This window comes from Hydrogenophaga sp. (assembly GCF_030651625.1).
Classification (GTDB): Bacteria; Pseudomonadota; Gammaproteobacteria; order Burkholderiales; family Burkholderiaceae_C; genus Hydrogenophaga.
Window position 1 is genome coordinate 104,462 of sequence record NZ_JAUSCF010000009.1, and the last position, 25,741, is coordinate 130,202.

21 protein-coding genes are annotated in these 25,741 nt (G+C 64.0%); 9 read left to right on the forward strand and 12 right to left on the reverse strand.

Annotated elements, in window-relative coordinates; translation table 11 throughout:
* Positions 1-70: 70 nt before the first annotated feature.
* Positions 71-2,695: an alanine--tRNA ligase gene (gene alaS / locus Q7V46_RS04000; protein ID WP_304912220.1), complete on the forward strand. Its 2,625-nt coding sequence runs from the start codon at positions 71-73 to the stop codon at positions 2,693-2,695.
* A gap of 37 nt (positions 2,696-2,732) precedes the next feature.
* Here the strand turns inward: alaS and Q7V46_RS04005 are convergent, their stop codons facing one another.
* A complete protein-coding gene (locus tag Q7V46_RS04005; RefSeq protein WP_370690277.1) occupies positions 2,733-3,650 on the reverse strand; it encodes a pseudouridine synthase in 918 nt (305 codons plus the stop codon).
* A gap of 34 nt (positions 3,651-3,684) precedes the next feature.
* A complete protein-coding gene (gene trmB / locus Q7V46_RS04010; protein ID WP_304912222.1) occupies positions 3,685-4,443 on the reverse strand; it encodes a tRNA (guanosine(46)-N7)-methyltransferase TrmB in 759 nt (252 codons plus the stop codon).
* 261 nt (positions 4,444-4,704) lie between these two features.
* Here trmB and Q7V46_RS04015 point away from each other — a divergent pair, with 261 nt between their 5' ends.
* Positions 4,705-5,862: an ABC transporter substrate-binding protein gene (locus Q7V46_RS04015; RefSeq protein ID WP_304912223.1), complete on the forward strand. Its 1,158-nt coding sequence runs from the start codon at positions 4,705-4,707 to the stop codon at positions 5,860-5,862.
* 44 nt (positions 5,863-5,906) lie between these two features.
* Here the strand turns inward: Q7V46_RS04015 and gluQRS are convergent, their stop codons facing one another.
* The 3 genes from gluQRS to Q7V46_RS04030 form a co-directional block, all read right to left on the reverse strand.
* Positions 5,907-6,812, reverse strand: a complete 906-nt coding sequence (gene gluQRS, locus Q7V46_RS04020; RefSeq protein ID WP_304912224.1) for a tRNA glutamyl-Q(34) synthetase GluQRS — start codon at positions 6,810-6,812, stop codon at positions 5,907-5,909.
* Positions 6,813-7,077: 265 nt separating this feature from the next.
* Entirely contained in the window at positions 7,078-8,187 is a 1,110-nt protein-coding gene (locus Q7V46_RS04025) for an NAD(P)/FAD-dependent oxidoreductase (RefSeq protein ID WP_304912225.1), read from the reverse strand.
* Positions 8,188-8,266: 79 nt separating this feature from the next.
* Positions 8,267-9,214 carry a LysR family transcriptional regulator gene (locus Q7V46_RS04030; protein WP_304912226.1) on the reverse strand — a complete coding sequence of 316 codons (948 nt, stop codon included), beginning with the start codon at positions 9,212-9,214 and terminating at the stop codon, positions 8,267-8,269.
* Between the two features lie 146 nt (positions 9,215-9,360).
* On the opposite strand from Q7V46_RS04030, the gene Q7V46_RS04035 reads away from it, so the two are divergent.
* The 7 genes from Q7V46_RS04035 (at position 9,361) to Q7V46_RS04065 (ending at position 20,609) form a co-directional block, all read left to right on the forward strand.
* Positions 9,361-10,062, forward strand: a complete 702-nt coding sequence (locus Q7V46_RS04035; RefSeq protein WP_304912227.1) for a pirin family protein — start codon at positions 9,361-9,363, stop codon at positions 10,060-10,062.
* A gap of 136 nt (positions 10,063-10,198) precedes the next feature.
* A complete protein-coding gene (locus Q7V46_RS04040) occupies positions 10,199-10,753 on the forward strand; it encodes a flavodoxin family protein (RefSeq protein ID WP_304912228.1) in 555 nt (184 codons plus the stop codon).
* A gap of 244 nt (positions 10,754-10,997) precedes the next feature.
* Positions 10,998-11,711 (forward strand): DUF599 domain-containing protein, encoded by a 714-nt coding sequence (locus tag Q7V46_RS04045; protein ID WP_304912229.1) that lies wholly within the window; start codon positions 10,998-11,000, stop codon positions 11,709-11,711.
* 37 nt (positions 11,712-11,748) lie between these two features.
* Positions 11,749-15,315 carry a DNA polymerase III subunit alpha gene (gene dnaE / locus Q7V46_RS04050; RefSeq protein WP_304912230.1) on the forward strand — a complete coding sequence of 1,189 codons (3,567 nt, stop codon included), beginning with the start codon at positions 11,749-11,751 and terminating at the stop codon, positions 15,313-15,315.
* A 129-nt stretch (positions 15,316-15,444) separates the two neighbouring features.
* Positions 15,445-17,670, forward strand: coding sequence for an ATP-binding protein (locus Q7V46_RS04055; protein WP_304912231.1), 2,226 nt, complete (start codon positions 15,445-15,447; stop codon positions 17,668-17,670).
* A gap of 429 nt (positions 17,671-18,099) precedes the next feature.
* A complete protein-coding gene (locus Q7V46_RS04060) occupies positions 18,100-19,578 on the forward strand; it encodes a SulP family inorganic anion transporter (protein ID WP_304912232.1) in 1,479 nt (492 codons plus the stop codon).
* A 167-nt stretch (positions 19,579-19,745) separates the two neighbouring features.
* On the forward strand, positions 19,746-20,609 hold the full coding sequence (locus tag Q7V46_RS04065) for a universal stress protein (protein WP_304912233.1): 864 nt from the start codon (positions 19,746-19,748) through the stop codon (positions 20,607-20,609).
* 34 nt (positions 20,610-20,643) lie between these two features.
* Here Q7V46_RS04065 and tolA read toward each other — a convergent pair whose 3' ends face one another.
* The 7 genes from tolA to ribH form a co-directional block, all read right to left on the reverse strand.
* Complete coding sequence (gene tolA / locus Q7V46_RS04070; protein WP_304912234.1) at positions 20,644-21,585, reverse strand: cell envelope integrity protein TolA; 942 nt, start codon at positions 21,583-21,585, stop codon at positions 20,644-20,646.
* Positions 21,586-21,737: 152 nt separating this feature from the next.
* Positions 21,738-22,178: a biopolymer transporter ExbD gene (locus tag Q7V46_RS04075; protein ID WP_304912235.1), complete on the reverse strand. Its 441-nt coding sequence runs from the start codon at positions 22,176-22,178 to the stop codon at positions 21,738-21,740.
* Positions 22,179-22,180: 2 nt separating this feature from the next.
* The gene (gene tolQ / locus Q7V46_RS04080) at positions 22,181-22,891 is read right to left on the reverse strand and encodes a protein TolQ (protein WP_304912236.1); all 711 of its coding nucleotides are present in this window, start codon (positions 22,889-22,891) and stop codon (positions 22,181-22,183) included.
* Between the two features lie 51 nt (positions 22,892-22,942).
* On the reverse strand, positions 22,943-23,443 hold the full coding sequence (locus Q7V46_RS04085; protein ID WP_304912237.1) for a YbgC/FadM family acyl-CoA thioesterase: 501 nt from the start codon (positions 23,441-23,443) through the stop codon (positions 22,943-22,945).
* A 2-nt stretch (positions 23,444-23,445) separates the two neighbouring features.
* Complete coding sequence (locus Q7V46_RS04090; protein ID WP_304912238.1) at positions 23,446-24,678, reverse strand: pyridoxal phosphate-dependent aminotransferase; 1,233 nt, start codon at positions 24,676-24,678, stop codon at positions 23,446-23,448.
* A gap of 18 nt (positions 24,679-24,696) precedes the next feature.
* Positions 24,697-25,233, reverse strand: a complete 537-nt coding sequence (nusB, locus tag Q7V46_RS04095) for a transcription antitermination factor NusB (RefSeq protein WP_304912239.1) — start codon at positions 25,231-25,233, stop codon at positions 24,697-24,699.
* A 4-nt stretch (positions 25,234-25,237) separates the two neighbouring features.
* A complete protein-coding gene (gene ribH / locus Q7V46_RS04100) occupies positions 25,238-25,702 on the reverse strand; it encodes a 6,7-dimethyl-8-ribityllumazine synthase (protein ID WP_304912240.1) in 465 nt (154 codons plus the stop codon).
* Between the last annotated feature and the right edge of the window lie 39 nt (positions 25,703-25,741).

Sequence of the window (25,741 nt, forward strand, 5' to 3'; positions counted from 1 at the left end):
AGGTTTGCCATCATCCCGCCACGCGCTGGATTCTCCAGAAGGGAGCACCGGTGCAGCCAGCCTGCAAATCATGAGCCAAGTTGCCATCTCCGTTGCCGACATCCGCAAGACCTTTCTGGACTTCTTTGCCTCCAAGGGCCACACGGTGGTGGCGTCCAGCCCGCTGGTGCCTGGCAACGACCCCACGCTCATGTTCACCAATTCGGGCATGGTCCAGTTCAAGGACGTGTTCCTCGGCACCGACAAACGTCCCTATGTGCGCGCGGCCTCGGTTCAGGCCTGCCTGCGTGCCGGTGGCAAGCACAACGACCTGGAAAACGTGGGCTACACGGCGCGTCACCACACCTTCTTCGAGATGCTGGGCAACTGGTCTTTTGGTGACTACTTCAAGCGCGAGAGTTTGAAATGGGCCTGGGAGCTGCTGACCGAGGTCTACAAGCTACCGGCCGAGCGCCTGCTGGCCACGGTCTACGAAGAGGACGACGAAGCCTACGACATCTGGACCAAGGAAATCGGTCTGCCACCCGAACGCGTGATCCGCATCGGCGACAACAAGGGGGGGCGCTACAAGAGCGACAACTTCTGGATGATGGCCGACACCGGCCCTTGTGGCCCCTGCAGCGAGATTTTCTACGACCACGGCGATCACATCCCCGGCGGTCCACCGGGCAGTCCGGATGAAGACGGCGACCGCTTCATCGAGATCTGGAACAACGTGTTCATGCAGTTCAACATGGCCGAAGACGGCTCGGTCACGCCACTGCCCGCGCCCTGCGTGGACACCGGCATGGGACTGGAGCGCCTGGCCGCCATCCTGCAGCACGTACACAGCAACTACGAGATCGATATCTTTGAAGCGTTGATCAAGGCGGCTGGCCGCGAGACCGGGATCAACGATCTGGGAAATCCCTCACTGAAGGTCATTGCCGATCACATCCGCGCCACGTCCTTTCTGATCAGCGACGGTGTGATCCCCAGCAACGAAGGCCGCGGCTACGTCCAGCGTCGTATCGTCCGCCGCGCCATACGCCATGGCTACAAGCTCGGACAGAAGACGCCGTTCTTCCACAAACTGGTGCCCGATCTGGTCGCTTTGATGGGCGAGGCCTATCCCAGCCTGGCCAGTCAGGCACAACGCATCACCGAGGTGCTGAGGGTGGAGGAGGAGCGTTTTTATGAGACGCTGGCCAATGGCATGGAGATCCTGGATGCTGCGCTGGCCGATGGCGCCCAGGTTCTTCCAGGTGACGTGGCTTTCAAATTGCACGACACCTACGGCTTTCCGCTGGATCTTTCGGCTGACGTGTGCCGGGAACGCGGGCTGACGGTGGACGAAGCCGGTTTCCACGCGGCCATGGAGGCCCAGAAGGCCAAAGGCCGCGCAGCCGGCAAGTTCAAGATGGACAAGGCCTTGGACTACACCGGTGCGGGCAATGCGTTCATCGGTTACGAGTCGCTGGAATCACCGGCCAAGGTGGTGGCGCTGTACCTGGATGGCACGGCGGTGGCCGAGCTCAAGGCGGGTCAGCAAGGCGTCGTGGTGCTCGATACCACGCCCTTCTATGCCGAGAGCGGCGGTCAGGTGGGCGACGAGGGTGTCATCACCAGCGGCTCGGCCCAGTTCGAGGTGGGCGACACACAGAAAATCAAGGCCGATGTGTTCGGTCACCACGGCACGATGGCACAAGGCACGATGGCCGTGGGCGACACGGTCACCGCCACCGTCAACCTGGACCTTCGCTCGGCCACCGTGCGCAATCACAGCGCCACCCACCTCATGCACAAGGCCTTGCGCGAAGTGCTGGGCGATCACGTGCAGCAAAAGGGTTCGCTGGTGAACGCCGAGCGCACCCGGTTCGACTTTGCGCACAACGCGCCTTTGACCGATGCCCAGATCCGTGACATCGAAGCCCGAGTGAACGCCGAAGTGCTGGCCAATGTGCCCACGCAGGCGCGCCTGATGGACATCGAGTCGGCACAGAAGACCGGTGCCATGATGCTGTTCGGCGAAAAGTACGGCGAGACCGTTCGCGTGCTCGACATCGGTGGCAGTCGCGAACTGTGCGGCGGTACCCACGTGCAGCGCACCGGCGACATCGGCCTGTTCACCATCGTGGCCGAAGGCGGCGTCGCTGCAGGCGTGCGACGCGTGGAAGCGGTGACGGGGCTGAACGCGCTGGCCTACATGCAGGACATGGAGGCCACGCTGGGTGGCGTGGCCGGCACGCTGCGCGTGGTGCCCAGCGAGGTACCGGCACGCGTGGGGGCCTTGCTGGAACAGCTGCGTGAAACCGAGAAGGAAATGGCTGCGCTCAAAGGGCGCCTGGCGTCTGCACAGGGCGACGAACTGGTGTCGCAGGCGATCGAAGTCAAGGGCATCAAGGTGCTGGCCGCCACGCTGCAGGGGGCCGATGCCAAGGCCTTGCGGGACACCATGGACAAGCTCAAGGACAAGCTCAAGAGCGCCGTGATCGTGCTGGCGGTGGTCGATGGCGCCAAGGTGCAACTGGCGGCCGGCGTGACCGCCGACAACGTGGGCAAGGTCAAGGCCGGCGAACTGGTCAATTTTGTGGCGCTGCAGGTGGGTGGCAAGGGGGGCGGCAAGCCCGACATGGCCATGGCGGGCGGCACCGATGCGTCGGGTTTGCCGAAGGCGCTGGCTTCGGTGCAGGGCTGGGTGACGGAAAAGTTCTGACCGGGCTTCTGCGCTGATTTCGCGCGGCGCGCAGTGTTCAGTCGGGCCAGCCCAGCGTGAGCTGGCTCTCGAAGTGCCGCTGCGCGCCGGTGATGGGATCTGTGAATCGGATGGCTCGGGCCAGCAGGCGCAGCGGGTCGGCAAAGTCCTCCGGTTCGTCCGGCCCGCGGCGCACCACCGGATAGAACTGGTCGCCCACCATCGGCAACCCCAGCGCATTCATGTGCACGCGCAACTGATGGCGTTTGCCGGTGACAGGCGCCAGCCCATAGCGCGCCCATGGGCCCCGCCGTTCCAGCAGGTCGATGCGGGTTTCGCTGTTGGGTTCACCCTCCACTTCGGCCATGCGGAAAAAGGCGCCGTCTTCTTCGGCGATGCGGCTGCGTCGCTCCACCGGCCAGTTCAAGTGCTCATCGAACCGGGCGATCGCTTCATAGGATTTGGTGACCGCGCGGTCCCGGAACAGCGCCTGGTACGCGGCCCGGTCCTGCGGGCGCAGGCTGAATACCACCAGGCCGGCGGTTTCGCGGTCGATCCGGTGGAGAGGGCTCAGCGATTCGATGCCCAGCCGGTTTTTCAGCCGCACCAGCAGGCTTTGCTGCACGTAGCGTCCGGCGGGTGTGACTGGCAGGAAGTGGGGCTTGTCGGCCACCAGCAGGTGGTCGTCCTGGAAAACCACGGTTTCCTGAAAAGGTACCTCGGGCTCGTCTTCGAGGTGCCGGTAGTAGTAGACGCGCGTGCCTGGACGAAACGCCGTTTCGGGCAGCAGCGCATGGGCCGCCTCGTCAAGCACCTCACCCCGGGCCATGCGCCGATGCCAGCCGTCACGTCCCACGGTTGTCAGGCGGTCGGCCAGGAAATCCAGCAACAAGGTCCAAGCAGGCGTCTTGTCAGTGGGCAATGCCACACAACTTGGTGACACCCCGTACCGCGTCGGGATGTGGGCACTGCGGATTGGTCGGGCCACGTTCGGAAGGCGGGCATCCCGCTCAGAGGCGCCGGAACACCAGGTCCCACACCCCGTGGCCCAGCTTCAGACCGCGGTTCTCGAACTTGGTGAGGGGTCGGTAGTCTGGCTTGGGCACGTAGCCGTCACCGCCGGGTTGGGCCGCGTTGGCCAGCAGCGGCTCCGCGCTCAGCACCGACAGCATCTGTTCCGCGTAGGGCTGCCAGTCGGTGGCCAGGTGCAGGTAGCCACCGGGTTTGAGGTGGCGCGCCAGGCGGTTGACGAAAGGGGCCTGGATGAGGCGGCGCTTGTGGTGCCGGCTCTTGTGCCAGGGGTCGGGGAAAAAGATGTGCACGCCGTCCAGGCTGTTTTCGGGCAGCATGTGGTCGAGCACCTCCACCGCATCGTGGCGCAGGATGCGGATGTTCTCCAGCCCTTCGTCGCCGGCCAGCTTGAGCAGGGCGCCCACGCCAGGCTCGTGCACCTCGCAACAAAGGAAGTTGTCTTCCGGCCGGACACGGGCAATGTGGGCGGTGGCACCGCCCATGCCGAAGCCGATTTCCATGATCAGCGGCGCATGCCGGCCGAAAGCAGCGTCAACGTCCAGGGTTTGGGGTGCGTACGACAGCAGAAAGCGCGGGCTGTAAAGCTCGTAGGCGCGCGCCTGGGCAAGGGTGGTGCGCCCGGCACGCAACACATAGCTTTTGACGACCCGCATGTAAGTGCCCGGCGGGGGACCGGGTTTTTTGGCTGGAGGGTCGGTGGCCGAGCGCTCGGCGTTGAGGGGGGTGTCTTCGGTCATGGCGTTCACGGGATGCGGTGGCCGATTTTAGGGGGCCTTGCATGCACCACTTTCCGGGTCTTGTGCATGGGCAGAGTGTGTTTCGATGCGCTGCCGACAGAGGGTCGTGCCTGTCACGTTGGCGAGCGATGAGCGGTCGAATCGGTCGCTTCAATGAGCCCGGTGGCAGGGTAAGTACGGGTAGGATGAAACAAATTCTTTCAATGACGGACACGCGGCGTGAGATCCACGCCGCTTGCCATTTGTGAAATGCCCAGCACCATGACCCAGTTCTCGTCTCGCTTGCCCCCCATCACCCGCCGCACTTTCACCCGCCTGGCCGCCAGCGCCGCCGTGCTGGGTGCCCCCGTGCTGCATGCCCAGTCTGGCAACCGCATCGTGCTTGGTCAGTCTGCGGCGTTCACCGGTGCCGCAGCGCAGTTGGGCATCCAGTTCCATGCCGGCGCCAAACTCTTCTTCGACCAGCTCAATGCCCAGGGCGGGGTGAACCAGTCGCGCATCGAAATCGCCCAGCTGGACGACGGTTACGAGCCCGACCGCTGCGCTGAAAACACGCGCCAGCTCATCCGCGACGATGTGTTTGCCTTGTTCGGCTACATCGGCACGCCCACCAGCGTGGTGGCCCTGCCGCTGGCCACCACCGCGCAGGTGCCCTTTGTTGCCCCCTTCACCGGCGCCATGGGCCTGCGCCAGCCCTTCAACCGCATGGCGTTTCACCTGCGTGCGTCGTACAACGACGAAACCGCCCTGATCGTGCGCAACCTCACCAACCTCGGCATCAACCGGGTCGGCGTGTTCTACCAGAACGACGCTTACGGCCGGGCGGGTCTGGATGGTGTGACGCTGGCGCTGACGGAGCGGAAGCTGGAGCCGGTGGCGGTGGCCACGGTGGAGCGCAATTCCGAAGACGTGGCGCAGGCGGTGGCCACGCTCAATGCCGCCAAGCCGCAGGCGGTGGTGCAGATCAGTGCCTACAAATCGTGCGCAGCTTATGTTCGTGCCGCTCGTGCCGCAGGTTTTGGAGGCACCTTCTACAACGTGTCTTTTGTGGGCACACAGGCCCTGGCCGACGAACTCGGCAAGGACGGTGCGGGCGTGGTCGTATCGCAGGTCATGCCAACGCCTTACCGCACCACACAGCCGATCACACGCGAGTTTCTTGAGGCCGTGAGCAAGGGCGGTAACCGCGTGCAGCCCAACTTCTCCAGCATGGAAGGTTTCCTGGCAGCCCGCCTGTTCACCGAAGGCTTCCGTCGTGCCGGTGCACGGCCGACCCGGCAGAGCTTCATTGCGGGTATGGAGTCCATCGGCGACCAGTCGTTTGGCGGTTTTGCCGTGTCGCTGAGCCCTGACAACCACGTGGCATCGCGCTTTGTGGAGCTCTCCATGCTCACCGGCGACGGCAAGGTCCGTACCTGAGCAAGTCGGCCTGGGCGCTTTGACCAGGACCGACCGCGTCTTCGTCAGGCCTCATCCGTGCGCTGTTGCTCACGCCACAGCGGCGTCCAATGCGAGAGTTGCTGTTCCACCGAGCCCGCGACCGCAGGCAGGCCCAGGCAGCGGGCTGCCGAATTCAGTGCTGCCGAGGGGTCGGACACGTCCAGTGCTTGCGCCCCAGTCTGCTTGCTGAGTTTCTCGCCGTGCGCATCGCGCACCAGCGGGGTGTGAAGGTACCCAGGCTCAGGCAGAGCCAGCGCCCTTTGCAGCAGGATCTGGCGCGCCGTGTTGTCGGCCAGATCTTCGCCCCGCACCACGCAGGTGATGCCCTGATCGGCATCGTCCACCACCACGGCCAGTTGGTAGGCCCACACACCATCGCCCCGAAGGAGCACAAAGTCGCCCACGGCACTGGACACATCCTGGTGTTGTGCACCCAGACGCCGATCGTTCCATGCCACGTGTGACCGACCCGCTGGACAGGCAAACCGCCAGGCGCGTGCGGGTTTGCCGCCCAGTCCACCACGCTCGGGCCGGCAGGTTCCGGGGTACACCGCCGTCTGATGCCTTTCCCGCTGGTGTCCTTGTGCCTTCAGTGCGGTTTCGATGTCCTTGCGCGAGCAGCCACAGGGGTAGGCGTGCCCCGCTTCAATCAATCGATCCAGTGCGCGCTGGTATGCATCGCCCCGGTTCGATTGCCACACCACGGGTTCGTCGCTGTGCATGCCACAAGCGGCCAACTGCTGCAGGATCAGCCGATCGGCACCGGGCACGCAGCGCGGCGTGTCCACGTCTTCGATGCGCACCAGCCAAGTACCGTCGTGGGCACGGGCGTCCAGCCAGCTGGCGAGGGCCGCCACCAGCGATCCCGCGTGCAGCGGGCCGGTGGGGGAGGGGGCAAATCTGCCCCGGTAAAGGGGAAGCGAGGGCAAGAGCGGCTACCAGGCTTGCGCGACCTGTCCGGCCTTGGCCACCGTGCCACCCTCGGCTTTGATCCGGTCGATGACGCTGAGCGGCCTAGGAGCCTGCGCGGCAGAACGACATCGGCTGCAACGCATGGAGAAAAGTCCCACTTCGCCCCCGTTTTTCCGGCTGTGGCTACGGCCACAGTCCTCAAAATCGGCGCCGAATTGGACTCTTTTCCCACGCGTTTCGCTTCGATGCCTTCTGCCGCGCAGGCTCCTAGGTGGCGTCACTTCACGCCATCGCCAGTGCCAGCTCCAGACCGGACACAAACGCGTCTTCCACCCGGTGACCCAGGCACCAGTCTCCGCATAGGCCGATACCCAGCTTCGCGTCCAGCAGGTGCGATTGACCCAGGGGCGTCTGCGTCTGGGCGAAACGCCAGCGGTGGACCACCGCATGACTCGGCGTGGCACGGATGCCTGTGATCTCCGCGAAACCCTTGAGCATCTTTGCTTTCACCCGCTCACCGTCGTCCTCGAGGTGTTTGGCGGACCAGGCCGGGCTGGCCTGAATGGTCCAGCGCTCCACCGGCTCACGCCCGGGCTTGCTCGATTCGCGGGCCAGCCAGCTGATGCGGTGGTGTGTGCTGCGTGCCGCATTCCACTGGGGTCCCAGGTGGGGCAGTCCAGGCTGCATGGCCTGTGGATAGGCGACCATCAGCGTCCAGCAAGGCCCCACGTGCACCGGTGCCAGTGCCTTGCGCAGTTCGGGCCCCAGGCCCGATGCGCGCAGAAGATCGTGCGCCTGGGGATGGGGGATGGCGAGCACCACCCGGTCAAAGCCACCCAGCACCCGCAGACCCTCTGCGTTGTCTTCGGTGCGCACCTGCCACTGGTCGGGATGCAGGGCGTCGCGCTCAATCTGTGTGACCCGCGTTTCAAGGTAGGTGGTAGCGCTCAGGTGCCCGTGCAGGTCGGGTCTGAGCAGCGGTTCGGCCCACAAGGTCACCAGGGCGTTCATGCCGGGTGACGCCACGAAATGGGGTTCTGTGGGGGGTGGGGCGCTTGCCAGCACATGGCCGAATTCGTCAAGCACACGCACCGTGCTCGCGCTCCACGGGCGAACCACCTGGGTGGCGTTGCTGCGCAGTGCCGTCTCGAAGCGCGGGTCGCGCACAGTGAAGTACTGGGCGCCGTGATCGAACCCACCGAACGCTGTGCTCCGGGTCGCCATGCGCCCGCCAAAAGCCCGGCTTTTCTCGAGCAATGTCACGCGGTGCCCGGCTTGCACCAGTGTCCGAGCGCAAGCGACGCCGGCCATGCCCGCCCCGACCACAACGAAGTTCAGCGGCTGGGCCGGGGGAGGGGTTTTGGAGTTGCGCGTCGTTTTGGTGTTTTTCATGGCTCGGTACGCGGTGAAGGACAGGGGGATGTTGAAACCTACTGTAGCAGCCCGCCGGCGGGCGCGGCCCCCGACGGTGTCAAATCTGGTGGTGGTTGTTGAGCAGTGCAGCGCGCGTGGTGGGGTGTTGAAGCCGCTCGAGCCACCAGCGCAGCGCCCGACCGGTATCGCCCGCATGACGCGGCTGCCGCCAGGCGTAGGCCATGCGGATGGTGCGTGCCGGCCTTTCAAGTGTCTTGACAACCAGTCGGCCCGCGTTGATGAACGGCTGCGCCATGGCCAGCGGGAGGAAGCCCGCACCCAGCCCACGCAACTGGGCTTCCAGTTTGTGCTGCATGGTGGGCACGGTCAGCACGTCTTGGCCGGGTACCAGATTGTGTGTGAGGCCCGTGCCGCGCTGTGTGCTGTCGGCCACCGCAACGGCGCGGTGCTGGGCACGTTCTTCGTCGCACAGGCTGTGTGCGACCTCCGCCAGGGGGTGGTGAGGCGCAACCGCGAAGACAAACGTCATCGGCCCCAGTGGGGCGGACTGGATATCGGGCAGCGAAAGTTCATTGGTGACACCGAGCGCCAGATCGGCCTGTCCGCTTTGCAACGCTTCGATGGTGCCTGAAAGCGTTTCCGCACGGATCTTCATGCGGGTCGGCGCGTTCTCGGCGTAAAAGGCCTCACAGAGCTCAAACAGAGTGGTGCGCGAGATGACGGCATCGGCCGCCAGGGTCAGCACTGGCTCCCATCCGGTGGCCACCCGTTTGACGCGTTGTGCCACAGCATCGAGTTCGTTGAGCAGGTACTGCCCCGAGCGCAGCAGCTCGGCCCCGGCGGGCGTGAGCACCGCGCGGCGGGCACTGCGGTCGAACAGCAACACATCCAATGCATCTTCGACCTGCCGCACACGGTAGGTGAGGGCACTGGGTACCATCCCCAGTTCGCGTGAAGCAGCGGCCATGCTGCCCAGGCGAGCCACGGATTCGATCAGGCCCAGGTTTTCCGGGGAAAGGGCGGCACGGGGCGATGCGGAAGCCATGGTGGTGCTCTGAGAGTTCAAATCATTTGAATGATGCCATCAAAAACGTACAGTCCGGACGCGGGTCGCGAGGTTCAGAATTCTCCACATGGCGTGCCGTATGGATGAAAGCGACGGCCAACGACCCAAAAGGAAAGGATCACACCATGATGAAAATTCGCCGCTCTGATGCCCGTGGTTATGCCGACCACGGTTGGCTCAAGAGCTTTCATTCATTTTCGTTCGCCGACTACTTCGACCCCGCCTGGATGGGATGGGGCAATCTGCGCGTGATCAATGAAGACCGCATTGCGCCGGGTACCGGTTTTGGCACCCATGGACACCGCGACATGGAGATCATCAGCTATGTGCTGCAAGGCAATCTGGCCCACAAGGACAGCATGGGCAACGTCAAGGGCATTCCGCCGGGCGACGTGCAGCGCATGAGCGCAGGCTCTGGCGTGCGTCACAGCGAGTTCAACCACGCGCCCGACCAGACGACGCACTTCCTGCAGATCTGGATCGAGCCGAATGTGACTGGTATTGAACCAGGCTACGAGCAGAAGAGCTTTGCAGAAACCGAAAAGCGCGGCCATTTGCGCCTGGTGGCTTCCAACGGAGGTGCCCAGGGGTCGGTGCACATCAATGCCGATGCCGCACTGTATGCTGGATTGTTTGACGGCGACGAAGCTGCCGAACTGGCTCTGAACCCCGCACGCAAGGCCTATGTGCACGTGGTTCGCGGGAGCATCGAAGTCAACGGCGAAAAGCTGCTGGGTGGAGACGCCGCCGTGCTTGACGCTGAAGACCGGATCAGCTTGGCCAGAGGCGATCAGGCCGAAGTGCTGGTGTTCGACTTGGCAGCCTGATTCCACCAGGGCCTTGCTTGTACCGTCTGGTGCGAGCAATGTCTCTGGCAGACGCTCTTCATCCTTTTTCTCTCTTCTTTATTCACTCAGCCTTTCGTGTCCGGCGATCGCCCGCACGCTCACCCAGGAGTTCTTGATGGCAAGAGTTGTCGTGGTGTACCACTCGGGCTACGGCCATACCCAGCGCATGGCGCAATCGGTGGCGCACGGTGCCGATGCGGAGCTCATCGCCATCGACGCTGATGGCAATCTGCCTGACGGCGGCTGGGAAGCCCTGGACGCTGCCGACGCGATTATCATGGGTTCGCCCACCTACATGGGCACCGTGAGCTGGCAGTTCAAGAAATTCGCCGATGCTTCCAGCAAAGCCTGGTTTGCCCAGAAGTGGAAAGACAAGATCGCTGCGGGTTTCACCAACAGCGCCGGCATGAACGGCGACAAGCTCAACACCTTGACTACCCTGTTCACCCTGGCGATGCAACACGGGATGATCTGGGTGAGCCAGGGCCTGATGCCCAGCAACACCCAGAGCGCCCAGCGCAACGATGTGAACTACCTGGTGAGCTACAGCGGTGCCATCGCCCAGAGCCCGTCCGATGCGGGTGCTGGTGACATGCTTCCGGGCGACCTGGAAACCGCCAGACTGTTCGGCGAGCGCGTGGCGGCCATCGCGGCGAAATTCAAAGGCTGACCAACGGCGGAACGTGGGGGCAAAGGACCGACCATAGCGCCGGGCCGCCCCAAGCAAGGTCAGCCCCCTCGGGGGGCAGCGACCCGCGCAGCGGCGGAGCGTGGGGGTAAAGGGCCGACCGCAGCGCAGGGCCGCCCCAAGCAAGGTCAGCCCCCTCGGGGGGCAGCGACCCGCGCAGCGGCGGAGCGTGGGGGCAACCCAGCCCTGCGGCGGAGCGTGGGGGCCCAGGCCTTACCATCGGACCATGAAGATCCTGAGTCTTGTTCCCTTGCCGGACTGGCTGGCACTGGTCACCTTCTTTGCCTTGTGGATCGGGTATGCCTGGTTCGCCCGCGTCTGGGGGCGCAAGAAGGGCTCGTTGATCCAGACCACCAATCGCTACCGCGGCTACTGGATGCTGCAGGCCACCTCGCGCGATCCGCGCATGCTCGATGGCCTGATCACGCAAACACTCTCGAGCACCCCAGCCTTCTTCTCGTCCACCTCGATTCTGGTGATCGGTGGTCTGTTTGCCTTGCTGGGCACGACCGACAAGGCCACCGAGCTGATGAGCGAAATCCCGTTTGCCCAGACCACCACACTGGTGGTGTTCGAGTTCAAGATCCTGGTGCTGGTTTCGATCTTTGTGTACGCGTTTTTCCGCTTTTCCTGGTGCATGCGCCAGTACACCTTCGTGGCGCTGGTGATCGGCTCCATGCCGGCACCCGAGCAATTCGATTCCGGCCAGTTCGACCGGCGCACCTATGCCGAGCGCGCTTCTGCCATGGTGGGCGCGGCGGCCGAGACTTTCAATGACGGTCTGCGTGCCTACTACTTCTCCTTCGCTGCGCTGGCCTGGTTCATTTCACCCATGGCCATGGTTGTTGCGACGGTGGCCGTGGTCGTCATTCTCTACAGTCGCGAATTTCGTTCCGAGGTGCTGGCCATCCTGAAAGACGACGTAAAACCTCCGACCTGAGGTGCCTGGCACCAGATCGCGATCCTAAAATGGCCGGATGTTCATACACCTGCGCCTGCACACCGAATTCTCCGTCGTCGACGGCACCAACCGCATCGACGACACGGTGGCTGCCGCCGCCGCCGACGGCCAGCCCGCCCTGGCCATCACCGACCTGAGCAACCTGTTTGGCGCGGTCAAGTTCTACAAGGCCGCACGTTCTGCGGGCGTCAAGCCGCTGCTGGGCGCAGAGGTGATGCTGCAGGGCTTCAGCGACGAAACGCCGGGCGCCATGCCGGGCAGCCACCAGCCTGCCGCTCCGCGGGTCGTGTTGCTGGTGCAAGACAGTCAGGGCTATCTGAACCTCAGCGAATTGCTTGCAAGGGCCTGGACACGCAGTGGCGCGCGGGGCGTGGCACTGGTGCAGCGCGAATGGCTGCAGGAGCTGAACGCCGGGCTGCTGCTGCTCTCTGGTGCCCAGGCAGGCCCCGTGGGACAGGCGCTCATCCAGGGCGACGCTCAACGCGCCACGGACCTGGCGCTGCAGCTCGCAGGGATGTTCCCGCACCGTTTTTATCTGGAGTTGCAACGGGCCGGCCGAACCGACGACGAGCGCCACGTGACCGCTGCGGTGCAACTGGCAGCGCGTCTTCATCTGCCCGTGGTGGCCACCCACCCGGTGCAGTTCCTGGAACCTGACGACTATGAATCGCATGAGGCGCGCGTCTGTATTTCGGACGGCGAGATCCTCGGCAACAGCCGGCGCGTGCGCCGCTTCACCCGCGAGCAGTATTTCAAGAGCGCACAGCAGATGCAGGCGCTGTTCACCGACGTGCCCTCGGCCGTGGCCAACACGCTGGAGATCGCCAAACGCTGCAACCTCACGCTGGTGCTGGGCAAGCCCCAGTTGCCCAACTTCCCCACCCCGCTGGTGGACGGCGTGCCCATGCCCATGGCCGACTTCTTCCGTCAGTCGTCGTTTGAAGGACTGGAAGAACGGCTGGCCCATCTGTACCCCGACGAGGCCAAGCGCAACGCCGAACGCCCGCGCTATGTGGAACGCCTGGAGTTCGAGATCAACACGATCCTGAACATGGGCTTTCCCGGCTACTTCCTGATCGTGGGCGACTTCATCAACTGGGCCAAGAACAATGGCTGCCCGGTGGGACCGGGCCGGGGGTCCGGTGCCGGTTCGCTGGTGGCCTACGCACTCAAGATCACCGACCTCGACCCGCTGCAATACAACCTGCTGTTCGAGCGGTTCCTGAACCCGGAGCGGGTGTCCATGCCCGACTTCGACATTGACTTCTGCCAGACCAACCGCGACCGCGTGATCGACTATGTGAAGGACAAGTACGGCAAGGACGCCGTGAGCCAGATCGCCACCTTCGGCACCATGGCCGCGCGCGCCGCCATTCGCGACGTGGGTCGGGTGCTCGACTTTTCTTATGGCTTCTGCGACGGCATCTCCAAGCTGATCCCGAACAAGCCGGGCATGTCCGTTACCCTGCAGTACCCGCCGGTGCCCAAAAAGGAAGGCGACAAGAACAACTACGCCATCGAGATGGAGCCGGTGCTGGCCGAGCGGATCCAGAAAGAGGACGACGTCAAGACCCTGATCGAACTCGCGCAGAAACTCGAGGGCATGACGCGCAACATCGGCATGCACGCGGGTGGTGTGCTGATCGCGCCCGGCAAGCTCACTGATTTCTGCCCGCTCTACATGCAGCCGGGCAGCGATTCGGCAGTGAGCCAGTACGACAAGGACGACGTCGAGGCCGTGGGACTGGTGAAGTTCGACTTTCTAGGCCTGGCCACGCTCACCATTCTGGAAATCGCTCGCGAATTCATCGCGCGGCGCCACCAGGGCAAGGAAAACTTCCGTTTTGAGGACGTCCCGCTGGACGACCAGCGTGTGTATGCGCTGTTCTCGCGCGGGCAGACCGAAGCGGTGTTCCAGTTTGAAAGTCGCGGCATGCAGGGCATGCTCAAAGACGCCAAGCCCAGCCGCCTGGAGGACCTGATCGCGCTCAACGCGCTGTACCGGCCAGGCCCCATGGACCTGATCCCCAGCTTCGTGGCGCGCAAGCACGGGCGCGAGCCCATCGAGTACCCGCACCCGCTGGTGGCCGACATGCTCAGCGAGACCTACGGCATCATGGTCTACCAGGAACAGGTCATGCAGACCGCGCAGATCCTGGGTGGCTACTCACTGGGCGGTGCCGACATGCTGCGCCGGGCCATGGGCAAGAAAAAGGCCGAAGAAATGGCGGAGCACCGCGCCATCTTCCGCGCCGGTGCAGCCAAGAACGGCATCACCCAGGAAAAGGCCGACGAGGTCTTCGACCTGATGGAGAAGTTCGCGGGCTACGGCTTCAACAAGTCGCACGCCGCCGCCTACTCGCTGCTGGCATACCACACGGCATGGCTCAAGGTGCACTACACCGCCGAGTTCTTCTGCGCCAACATGACCGTGGAGATGGACGACACCGACAAGCTCAAGGTGCTGTTCGAAGACGCGCAGAAGATGGGCATCTCGTTTGAGGCGCCCGATGTGAACCGCGGCTTTCACCGCTTCGAGCCCATCACCGACAAGTCGATTCGCTACGGCCTGGGCGCCATCAAGGGCACCGGTCAGCAGGCCATCGAAGCCATCGTGGCCGCTCGCGAAGGCCGGGGTGAAGGTCCCAACGGGCAAGAGAGCGGCCCGTTCAGGAGCCTGTTCGATTTCTGCCGCCGGGTCGATCGCACCCGTCTGAACAAGCGCACGGTAGAGGCCCTCATCAAGGCCGGCGCGTTCGATTCCCTGCACCTGAACCGCGCCGAGGTGCTGGCCTCCGTGGAGCGGGCCTTTGACTTTGCGGCTGCCCAGCAGGCGAACGCCAATCAGGGCGGTTTGTTCGACCTGATGGGTGGTGACGACCACGGCTCCAGCACCCAGGAGCCCGATCTGGTGTCGGCCCTGCCCTGGGGCATCAAGGAACGGCTCACGCTGGAGAAGACCGCCATCGGTTTTTATTTCTCCGGGCACCTGTTTGATGAAGTGCAGCGCGAGGTTCGGCGCTTTGCCCGCACCGAGCTGGCCGACGTGAAAGAAAGCCGCGACCCGGTGATCCTGGCCGGCATCGTCACCGACTTTCGCGTCATCAATGGCCAGCGCGGCAAACTCGCGCTGTTCAAGCTCGACGACAAGACCGGCGTGCTCGAAGTCAGTGCCGACGAAAACCTCCTCAACGCCCACCGCCATGTGCTCAAGGAGGACGAGCTGATCGTGGTGCAGGCTGTGGCCCAGCCGGACCGCTTTTCTGGCGGTCTGCGGCTGAAGATCCAGCACATCTGGGATCTGGCCGCCGCCCGTTGCCGTTTCGGCAAGTACCTGCGCGTCGCTGTGAACGGTAGCGTACCGTCCATTGCTGAACTGGTGCGTGAGTTTCCTCCCAAGCGCGAAGTCACCGAGCAGGGCGAGCTGGTGCGCGGGTTGCCGGTGCGCCTGGCCTTGCAGCGCCCCGGCGTGCAGTGCGAACTGCAACTGGACGACAGGGCCATGTTCTTCCCCACGGACGCCGCCCTGGCAAGCTGGATGGCGCAGGCGCACGGCCAGCAGGTCGAGATCGTGTTCGACTGATTCCCGACTGTGCACCCCTGCTGAGGTCGGTTGAAAGCCACACCGCGGTGGCTTTTCGTGCGATTGCGCACGGGTGGTGGGCTTTGCAAGCTCAACTAGGACAGCGGCCAGCCGATACAGACGCTATCCATGAAACTGCAACACAAAGCCTGGGTGCTGATACTGGTCATCGTCGGGCTCTGTGCTGGTGGTGCCATGTTGGGCGCTCGATACATCGTTCGCGATTCGTTTGATCGCCTGGAAGCCGACCGCGCGGCCACGGAAGGCGAGCGCGCCCGTCGGGTGGTGGATCAGCAAGTCCAGACACTGAGCGCCACCGTGCGCGACTACGCTTTCTGGGTCGATGCGGTCGCGTTTGTGCAGGGTCAGGAAGCTGGTTTCCTGCGTGACAACTTCGACACAGAAAACCTCGGGTACCTGGGTGTGGCCGAAGTGGTGGTGCTCAATGCAGCGGGCAACACCGTGGCGACGGTCGCGCTCGTGGGAGGCGACGAACTCGGCGAGGTGGATGCGGACCGTGTCAATGCCTTGCGCGATCTCATCGCGCCCACCTTGGCCGGCGGCGATGCGAAGGCCCTCCTGAAAACCATGCGCGTCTCAGATGGACAACTCGAGATCGTGGTGGGCGCGACGGTGCACCGGCCGGACGTTGCGAACCCGGTCGTGGAGGGTGCCATGGTCATGGTGCGCCGTCTGGGCGAGGCCGAGCTGGAGCGCCTGGCCCAGGTGCTGATGATGCCGACGCGGCTTTCGCTGGTCGATCCCGGTCATGCAGGAGATCTCGTGCATGTGCAAGCGAGAGACGCCAAGCAGCACGATCTGCACGCCGTGCTGGTGGACCACCAGGGCCTGCCGGTGGCCGAGCTGATCTTTGCGCTGGACCGGCGCCTGCAACAGGTGGCGAGCACGCTGGTATGGACTGGTGTGACCCTGGCAGGCCTGGCCGGTCTTCTTGCCAGCCTGTTGCTGGTCTTCCTGTTGAACCGCATGGTGTTGCGGCGTGTCCAGGGCCTGCATGACGATCTGAAGGCAATCATGGATGGCGACCTCAAAGGTTCGGTGGGCGCGCATTCAGAGGGCAGCGACGAACTGGGGCGCCTGGAGCGCGGCATCAACCAGTTGCTCGACCGCGTCCGGCGCGACGCGGTGGCACAACGCGAGGCCCACGTGGAGCAGGAAGCGCTGCAAATGCAATTGCTGCAAAGCCAGAAGATCGAGGCCCTGGGCCGGTTCATCAGCGGCATTGCGCACGACTTCAACAACTCGCTGGCCGCGATCACCGGTTGGACCAAGATGGCGGTGGAAGACCTCGATCCGACGCACCCGAGCCACGAAGCCTTGCAACAGACGCTCAAGGCCACACGGTATGCCGATGGGCTGATGCGCCAGCTGCTTGCCTACAGCCGCCAGTCGCCACCGCGCATGGCGCATTTGCGGCTTGGCAAGTTGATTGACGATGCTCGCGCACTCGTGGCTTCCGGGCTGATCCGCCGCAGCCAGGTGGAGGTCTGTCAGCTGACCGATGAAGACTGGGTACAAGCCGACCCCACGCAAATGCAGCAGGTGCTGGTCAACCTGATGATGAACGCGTCCGACGCCATGGAGGGTGAAGGCACCATTCACCTGACGCTTGATGCCTTTGATCTGCAGCCTGGCACGCCCATCGCAAGTCTTCCCGAGGCGGCTGGTCTGCCGGTGGGCCGCTACGTGTGCCTGAGCGTGCGCGATGAAGGCAGCGGCATTGCCGCCGAGCACCTGCACCGTGTGTTCGATCCGTTCTTCACCACCAAGACCGTGGGACGAGGCACTGGCCTCGGGCTGTCTGTGGCGCACGGCATCATGGCCAGGCACGGCGGTGCCATCGGAATCGTCAGTCCACCGGGTGAAGGCGCCTGTCTGACCTTGTACCTGCCGGCTGTCGAGGGGCAGCAGGAAGTCACCACCGCATCTGCAGCCGACCCCTTGCAAGCAGGGCACCATCTGCTCTTCGTGGACGACGATCAACTCGTTCGCCATGCCTGGAGCCGCCTGCTCGAGCGGCAGGGGTGGCGGGTCACGCGTGCCCGCGATGGCGAAGAGGGCTGGAAGTTTTTCACGCAGAGCCTGACGCCCTGGGACGTGGTGTTGACCGACATGACCATGCCCAATCTGGATGGACGAGGACTGGCCAGACGCATTCGCAACACCAGCAACCCGCCTCCCATCGTGCTCATGAGTGGCAACATTGGCACCGACGAAAGACTTGAACTGTTGAAGTCCGGCTTTGCCGCTGTGTTGCACAAGCCGGTGGAGGCGGCCGAGCTGGAGCGCGTGCTGCGCGAAGTCACCGGGGGTAGAGCTGTCGCGGCTGAATGAGCGCTGGATGACGAAATGCATTGCCTGTGCTGCACTCCATTGCCTTCCGCAGCGGTTGCGCAGCCAGTGTCTGGCGTCACGCGGGGTGGGTCCCGTGCAGACAGTTCGTTACAATGCGGGTTTTCCCGAGCCATCAGGGGGTGCCGCCAAGGCACGCACAACCCCTCTTGCGCCACCCCGGAGCCGCCCTTGTAAATCCGTTCACCCGACCCTTTCGTCCGTTGTCATGCGCATTGCCCCTGAAGGCAGGCAGCGTGGCATGCCTGACGTGGTGTTGAGTGACTCTGCTGGCCTGCGCACGCCAGGCCAGCGCTGCAGTCGGTTGGGCGTGAGCGCTGCGTTTGAAACGCCAGCGGCTCGCGTTTGGTTTCCCCCCAGTTTTGTGTTTGACGGCCCACCGGATTTGTTCGGCGAGGCGGAGTATCCGAATTGATCAAGAATTTCCGACAGGACTGGTTGTCCAACGTGCGCAATGATCTGCTGGCCGGCCTGGTGGTCGCGCTGGCACTGATTCCCGAGGCCATTGCTTTCTCCATCATCGCGGGCGTGGACCCCAAAGTGGGGCTGTATGCCTCGTTCTGTATTGCGGTGGTGATCGCTTTCACCGGAGGTCGTCCGGGCATGATTTCTGCCGCCACCGGGGCCATGGCGTTGGTAATGGTCACCTTGGTGAAAGACCACGGCTTGCAGTACCTGCTGGCAGCGACCGTGCTCACCGGCGTGCTGCAGATCATTGCCGGCTGGGTGCATCTGGGCGCATTGATGCGTTTCGTATCCCGATCGGTGGTCACTGGCTTCGTCAATGCCCTGGCGATATTGATCTTCATGGCGCAACTGCCCGAGCTCACCAACGTCACCTGGCACGTGTACGCCATGACCGCTGCTGGTCTGGCCATCATCTACGGCCTGCCATACATCACCAAAGCGGTGCCATCGCCACTGGTGACCATCGTCGTGCTCACCGGTGTGGCCATCTTCATGGACATGGACATCCGCACCGTGGGCGACATGGGCGAGCTGCCCGACAGCCTGCCGTTCTTCCTGATCCCTGACATCCCCCTCACCTTCGAGACGCTCCGGATCATCCTTCCTTACTCGCTGACGCTGATGGTGGTGGGATTGCTGGAATCGCTCATGACCGCCACGATCGTGGACGACCTGACCGACACCAAGAGCGACAAGGACCGCGAGTGTGTGGGACAGGGCGTGGCCAACATCACCAGCGGCTTCATTGGCGGCATGGCCGGCTGCGCCATGATCGGCCAGTCCATCATCAACATCAAGTCGGGTGGTCGCGGGCGGCTTTCCACCTTGTCGGCGGGCATCTTCCTTTTGTTGATGGTGGTGTTCCTGGGCGACTGGGTCGGCCAGATCCCCATGGCCGCCCTGGTGGCGGTCATGATCATGGTGTCCATCGGCACCTTCAACTGGGGCTCCATCCGCAACCTGCGCGATCACCCCAAGAGCTCCAGCTTTGTGATGATCGCCACCGTGGCAGTCACCGTGGCCATGCACGACCTGGCCAAAGGCGTGCTCACCGGCGTGTTGCTCTCCGGCTTTTTCTTTGCGCACAAGGTGGGGCAGATCCTGCGCGTGCGCTCGCTGTCTGAAGCCGAAGGCCGCACCCGCACCTACACCATCCTGGGCCAGGTGTTCTTTGCGTCGGCCGACCGCTTCATTGCCTCGTTCGATTTCAAGGAAGTGATCGAGAAGGTACGCATCGACGTGAGCCGTGCGCACTTCTGGGACATCACCGCCATCAGCGCGCTTGACAAGGTGATTCTCAAATTCCGCCGCGAGGGTACAGAAGTGGAGGTGATCGGCCTCAACGAAGCCAGCGCCACCATGGTCGACCGCTTCGCGGTACACGACAAGGACGGCGCCGACGACATGCTGATGGGACATTGAGATGAAACACCCCCGCGCCGCTTCGCGTCACCCCCTCAAGGGGGCGGCACTGGCCGTCCGTCCTGAGCTTGACGAAGGGCGGCCCGGCGGTGCCCTGGACTGAACCGCTTCACTCGAAACGGTTGGCGCTCCGGCGCCACGAAAAAATGAACACGCAAGAATCAGACATGAACCTGGACAACAAAGTGCTCGCCTGCGTCGACCAGTCGGCCTATGCCAACCACGTGGCCGACTACGCCGCCTGGGCCGCCCTGCGCATGAGTGCCCCGCTGGAGTTCCTGCACGTGATCGATCGCCACCCCGCAGTGGGTGCCAGCCAGGATCACAGCGGCTCCATTGGCGCCAATGCCCAGGAAAACCTGCTCACGCAACTCACCAACGAAGACGAAGCCAGGAGCCGTGCCGCCCGCGACAGCGGACGCATCTTTCTCAACGCCTTGCGCGAGCGGGCACTGGCCGCAGGCGTGCCCACCGTGGACACGCGCCAGCGCCACGGCGATCTGGAAGAAACGCTGACCGAACAGCAGCACGAGGTGCGCCTGTTCGTGCTGGGTCGCAGAGGCGCTTCGGCCGTCAACACCCAGCGCGATCTGGGCCGCAACGTCGAATGGGTGGTGCGCGCCTTGCAACGCCCGATCCTCGCGGTCACCGAGGGCTTCAGACCGCCCGAGCGTGTGCTGATTGCCTTCGACGGCAGCAGCATCACACGCAAAGGGGTGGAAATGGTGGCTGCGAGCCCGCTGTTCCAGGGCTTGCCCATTCACATCGTGATGTCGGGCAAATCCAGCCAGGACGGGCCGAAGCAGATGGAATGGGCCCGCGCCAAGCTGGAAGCCGCCGGTTTTGGTGTGGTGACCGAGATCGTGCCAGGCGACCCGGAGACCGTGATCGGCGAAACCGTGCGCAGCAAAGGCATCGACCTGCTGATGATGGGCGCGTACACCCACTCGCCCTTGCGCAGCCTGGTGATGGGCAGCAAGACCGCCGACCTGCTGCGCTCTGCACGCATCCCTACGTTGCTGCTGCGTTGATGACCCGTCAGGCGCCCGGGCTGGGCGGGGTCCATCAGTCCTGCGGTCGCAGGCCGATGATCAGTGAAGAAGGTACGCGACCATCGGTGTCACTGGGTAAGGTGCCCGTTCGCTCGATCGCACGCAAGGCAGCGGCATCCCAGGCCGGGTTGCCGCTGCTCTTCACGAGCCGGCTCGATGTGATGGTGCCATCCGGCTGAGTGCGAATCTCGATTTCGGCGCGTGGGTTGCCTGGCGCCATTTCGGTGAACAGCACGTTGGGACGGATGCGAGCCGCCACGCGGCCGGCGTAACCGGGAGATGGCCCGCTGGATTGCTGAGCTGTGCCGCTCGACTGTGGGCCTCCGGTGGCACCAGCCAGACCCGCGATGCGACGCATTTGCTCGTCGCGGGCGGCTTTCAGGGTGGCTGCTTCTCGTTCCTGTGCCAGCTTGAGATCGCGTTCCCGCTTTTCGGCCGCTTCCCTGGCCTGCCTTTCCTTCAGCTCCTTTGCAGCCTGAGCACGCTTCTCGGCCGCCGCCTTGGCTTCGGCGGCTTTCAGTTCTTCAGCTCTCTTGGCCTCGGCGGCCTTCTTCGCCTCCGCTGCTTTCCTGGCGGCGGCGTCGCGCTCCCGTTTTTCAGCTTCTGCTTTCTTCTTGGCCTGCTCCATCGCAATCTGAGCCTCGTTCGGGGCAGGCGGCGGAGGCGCGGGAGCGGGGGCAGGAGTGGGAGGAGGTGGCGGTACCGGTTTTGGCTCGGGTTGAGGCGGTGGCGGTGGCGGAGGCGGCGGTTCCACGGCGCGCGGTGCTGCCTGCTGCGGCAGGCGCGACCAGATCTCGGCCTCGAAGGTGGCGGTCGGGTCGTCGTGCTTCCAGTTCACACCCCACGTCAGGGCAATGATCAGCACGGCGTGAACCCCCAGAGCAAGGCCCACGGGGCCCAGCCAGCGGCCAGCGCGGGGAGGGGCCAGGTCGAGATGGTCAGCGGTCGATAGCATGTCAGTTGCTCCACCGCGAAGCGCGCAACCCACGACGCATGAAGCGGTCCAGTCCAGGGGCACCGCCGGTCCGCCCTTCGTCAAGCTCAGGACGGACGGCCAGTGCCGCCCCCTTGAGGGGGTGACGCGAAGCGGCGCGGGGGTGTTTCATTTCAGCGCGAACTCTGAACCGACAAACCCACACGCTCGATGCCGGCGCGCTGCAGGGCGTCCATGACATTGACCACCGCTTCGTACTTCACGTTCTTGTCGGCGCTGATCACCACGGGTGCCGGTGCGGTGCCTTCTGCGGCTGTGCCTTGCAACTGGCTCACGCGCTCGACCAGCTGGCTCAGGGGCACGTCCTGGCCCTCGCCGCTGGCGCTGCCCTCGCGCACTTTCAACTGCTCGTCCTTGTCGATCACCACCTGCACGAACCTGTCGGGCTGGCGCGCGGCCTGGCCCACGGTGGGCAGTTCGATCTGGCTGGGCGTGATGAGGGGGGCGGTCACCATGAAGATGATCAACAGCACCAGCATCACATCGATGAAGGGCACCATGTTGATTTCGTTGATGGTGCGGCGACCCCGACCACGCGAAGAGACGGCTGGCATGTTCAGTGTCCCGATGCGGTTTGGGTTGGAGCAGGCGTGTGCACGCCGAGGTTGCGCTGCAGGATGTTGGAGAACTCTTCCATGAAGGTTTCCATGGCATTGGCCACCCGGTCAATGTCGTGCGCAAAACGGTTGTACGCGACCACGGCAGGGATGGCTGCAAACAGGCCAATGGCGGTGGCCACCAGTGCTTCGGCGATACCGGGCGCCACGCTCGCCAGCGTGACCTGTGCCATGGAGGCCAGCCCGGTGAACGCGTGCATGATGCCCCAGACGGTGCCGAACAGGCCAATGTAGGGCGCCACGGACCCCACCGTGCCCAGGAAAGACAGGTTGGTCTCCAACGCGTCCAGTTCGCGCTGGAAGCTGGCTCGCATGGCGCGGCGCGCACCATCGAGCAAGGTGCCGCCATCGGTTATCTTGCGTTCGCGCAGTTTCTGGTATTCGCGCATGCCACTGGCGAAGATGCGCTCCATGGGGCCGCCATGCCGGGCACTTTGCGCAGCCGCAGCGTAAAGGTCGTTGAGGTTGGTGCCGGACCAGAATTCGCGCTCGAAGCCTTCGTTGTGGTTCTGCACCCGCTTGATCGCGAAGATCTTGCGAAAGATCGCGGCCCAGCTCACGATCGACATGACGATCAGCAGCAGCACCACCGCCTGCACCACCCAACTGGCGTTGAGCATCAATTGAACAATCGAGAGATCTTCGGTCATGGGCTTCGGAGTGAGAAGTCGAAAAAAGGTTTCGTCTGGCTGAAACGAGTTTCAGGAAGTGATACCGAGGGCGTTCAATACAGAGGCGGGAATGCGTTGAGGACGCAGGGTGGCTGCATCGACCCATCCGATGCGGATGGTGCCCGTGCACAGCAACACCAGACCGGCAGACGCCGGATCACGCTGTCCCACCTTCGGTGCGATAGCGCTCGAAGGTGCCTCGGCAGGCGCCCGGGTTGATGGCGCTTGCCAGTATGCGGACTGCCCGATTGTGAGCGACGCACGCCCCGCATCCAGCACACGCGCTGTAACCAGAAGAAAATCATCGAGCCGCGCCGGCCGCTGGTACCGCACCTGAGTGTCGGTGACCACGAACATGCCGCCGATCTCGTCGCGCAAACGCTGTTGCTCCACGCCCAGATGTCTCAGCCATTCCGTGCGCGCACGCTCAAAGAACTTGAGGTAGTTGGCATAAAAGACGATGCCACCGGCGTCGGTGTCTTCCCAGTAGACGCGGATCGGCCACTGAAAGCCACCAAGATCCTCTGCCACGTTCACAGCGCTTGCTCCAGGCGGTCAATCGCTTCCAGCAAGTGCGGCATTGAACTGGCGGTGGAAAACCGCAGGTAGCGCCAAGGCTCTGCGCTACCAAAGTCGCGACCGGGCGTGGCCGCGATCTGGCAACGTTTCATCAGTTCAAAGGCCAGCGCCCAGCTGCCCCCTTGATCCGGTTGCTCACCCTTGAGCGAAATGCCCCATCGCTGGCACCACTGGCCCACGTCGGCCCAGGCATAGAAGGCGCCGTCCGGCATCACGGGCACCGTCAGCCCCAGGCGATCGAGTTCGGGAATGAAATGGTCCCGCCGCGCCTTGAACTCGGCGCGACGGCGTTCATATTCGGCCAGGCTTTCCGGTGCAAAGCAGGCCAGCGCGGCATGTTGCGCAATGGTGCTGGCGCAGATGAACAGGTTCTGGGCCAGCCGCTCCACTGAGGGCACCAGGGCCTGAGGCACCACCAGCCAGCCCAGGCGCCACCCGGTCATGTTGAAGTACTTGGAGAAGCTGTTGATGCTGATGATGTCTTCACCCAGATCGGTGCCGTCGGTGCCGCGCAGCCCCAGTGCACTTTGCCCATAGGCATCGTCGAAACTGAGGCCGAGGTAGATTTCGTCGACCATCGTCACGCCGCCCTTGCTGCGAACCCACTGGGCAATGCGTGCCAGTTCGTCGCGGGCGATCGACGTGCCCGTGGGGTTCGAAGGCGAGGCCAGCAAGACACCCCGGGTGGCTTCTCCCCAGGCTGCTTCAACCTGGGCAGCGCTGAGCTGGAAGCGGTTCTCCGGCCCCGACGGGATCAGCACCGCACGGCCCTCGGCGGCCTGCACAAACTGGCGATTGCAGGGGTAGCTCGGATCGGGCATCAGCACTTCATCACCCGAGTCGATCAGGGTGAGGCAGGCCAGTTGCAGGGCGGCTGAAGCACCCGCCGTGACGATGATGCGTCCAGGGTCGATGTCCAGACCAAAACGTGTGGCGTACCAGCCGCTGATGGCTTCCCTCAGGGCCGGCAGACCGGTGGCCTGCGTGTACTGGCTGTGGCCGGCCTGAATGGCGCGCTGGGCAGCGGCCTGTACCAGAGGTGGCGCTGTGAAATCGGGTTCGCCGATGTTGAGGTACAGCATCGGGCGGTCGCCGGGCTGCGCACAGGCCGCCTGTGCCGCAGCGGCTTTGGCCAGTTCCATGACATAAAAAGGCTCGACGCGCTGAGCCCGCCGGGAAATCTTCATGGCGTGGTCCCAGGGCGATCAGGATGCATCGTTGCCTGAGTGGTTCGATGCGCTCTTGCGTGCGCCAATCTTCGCCGGCGCCGAGGCGACCTCCACGGGTCGCAGCTGGGCGGCCAGCTGGTGCAGCACACCATTGACATACTTGTGGCCGTCGGTGCCACCGAACGATTTGGCCAGTTCAATGCACTCGTTGAGCACCACGCGCCAGGGCACGTCCAGGCAGTGCTGGAACTCGTACACACCGATCCACAGCACGGCGTGTTCGATGGGGGATACCTCGGCCATGGGCCGGTCCAGCAGCGGTGCGATCAGCGTGTCTTGAGTCGCCGCACCCGCTATGCAGCCGTGCAGCAACGCGTCGTAGTGCACGCTGTCGGCCTTGTGAAAGCCACTGAGATCGCGGGTGAAGGCGTCGATGTCGCCCGCATCGTTGCGGCCCACCAGATGCTGGTACAGCGCCTGCAGGGCAAATTCGCGTGCGCGGGTTCGGGCCGACTTGTCGGCCGCCTTGCGTGCCTTGGGAGGCGTGGTTGGCGTGGTGGAAGCGTCGGTCATGGTGTCAGGCAATCTGTTCAAGCACGTGCGCCATTTCAACCGCGACCCGAGCCGCGTCACGGCCCTTGTCCACCTGGCGCGCGACCGCCTGTGCCAGGTTTTCGGTGGTGAGAATGGCGTTGGCAATCGGAATCTGGTAGTCCAGCGACAGGCGCGTCACACCGGCTCCAGATTCGTTCGCGACCAGCTCGAAGTGGTAGGTTTCGCCGCGGATGATGCAGCCCAGCGCAATCAGCGCATCGAAATCGTCACGCTCGGCCAGTGCCTGCAGGGCCACCGGCACTTCGAGGGCACCGGGTACCTTGATGTGGGTGATGTTCTTTTCCTGCACGCCCAAGGCCAGCAGCTCGGCATGGCAAGCTTCGAAAAGCGCGTTGGTGATGGGTTCATTGAAGCGGGCCTGCACGATGCCCACCGCCATTTTTTTGCCGTCGAGCAAGTCGGTGGAGCCTTTGTCTGCGCCAAACATGGGGGGTTTCCGTTTCTGTTTGTTTTGAAGGATGGGTCA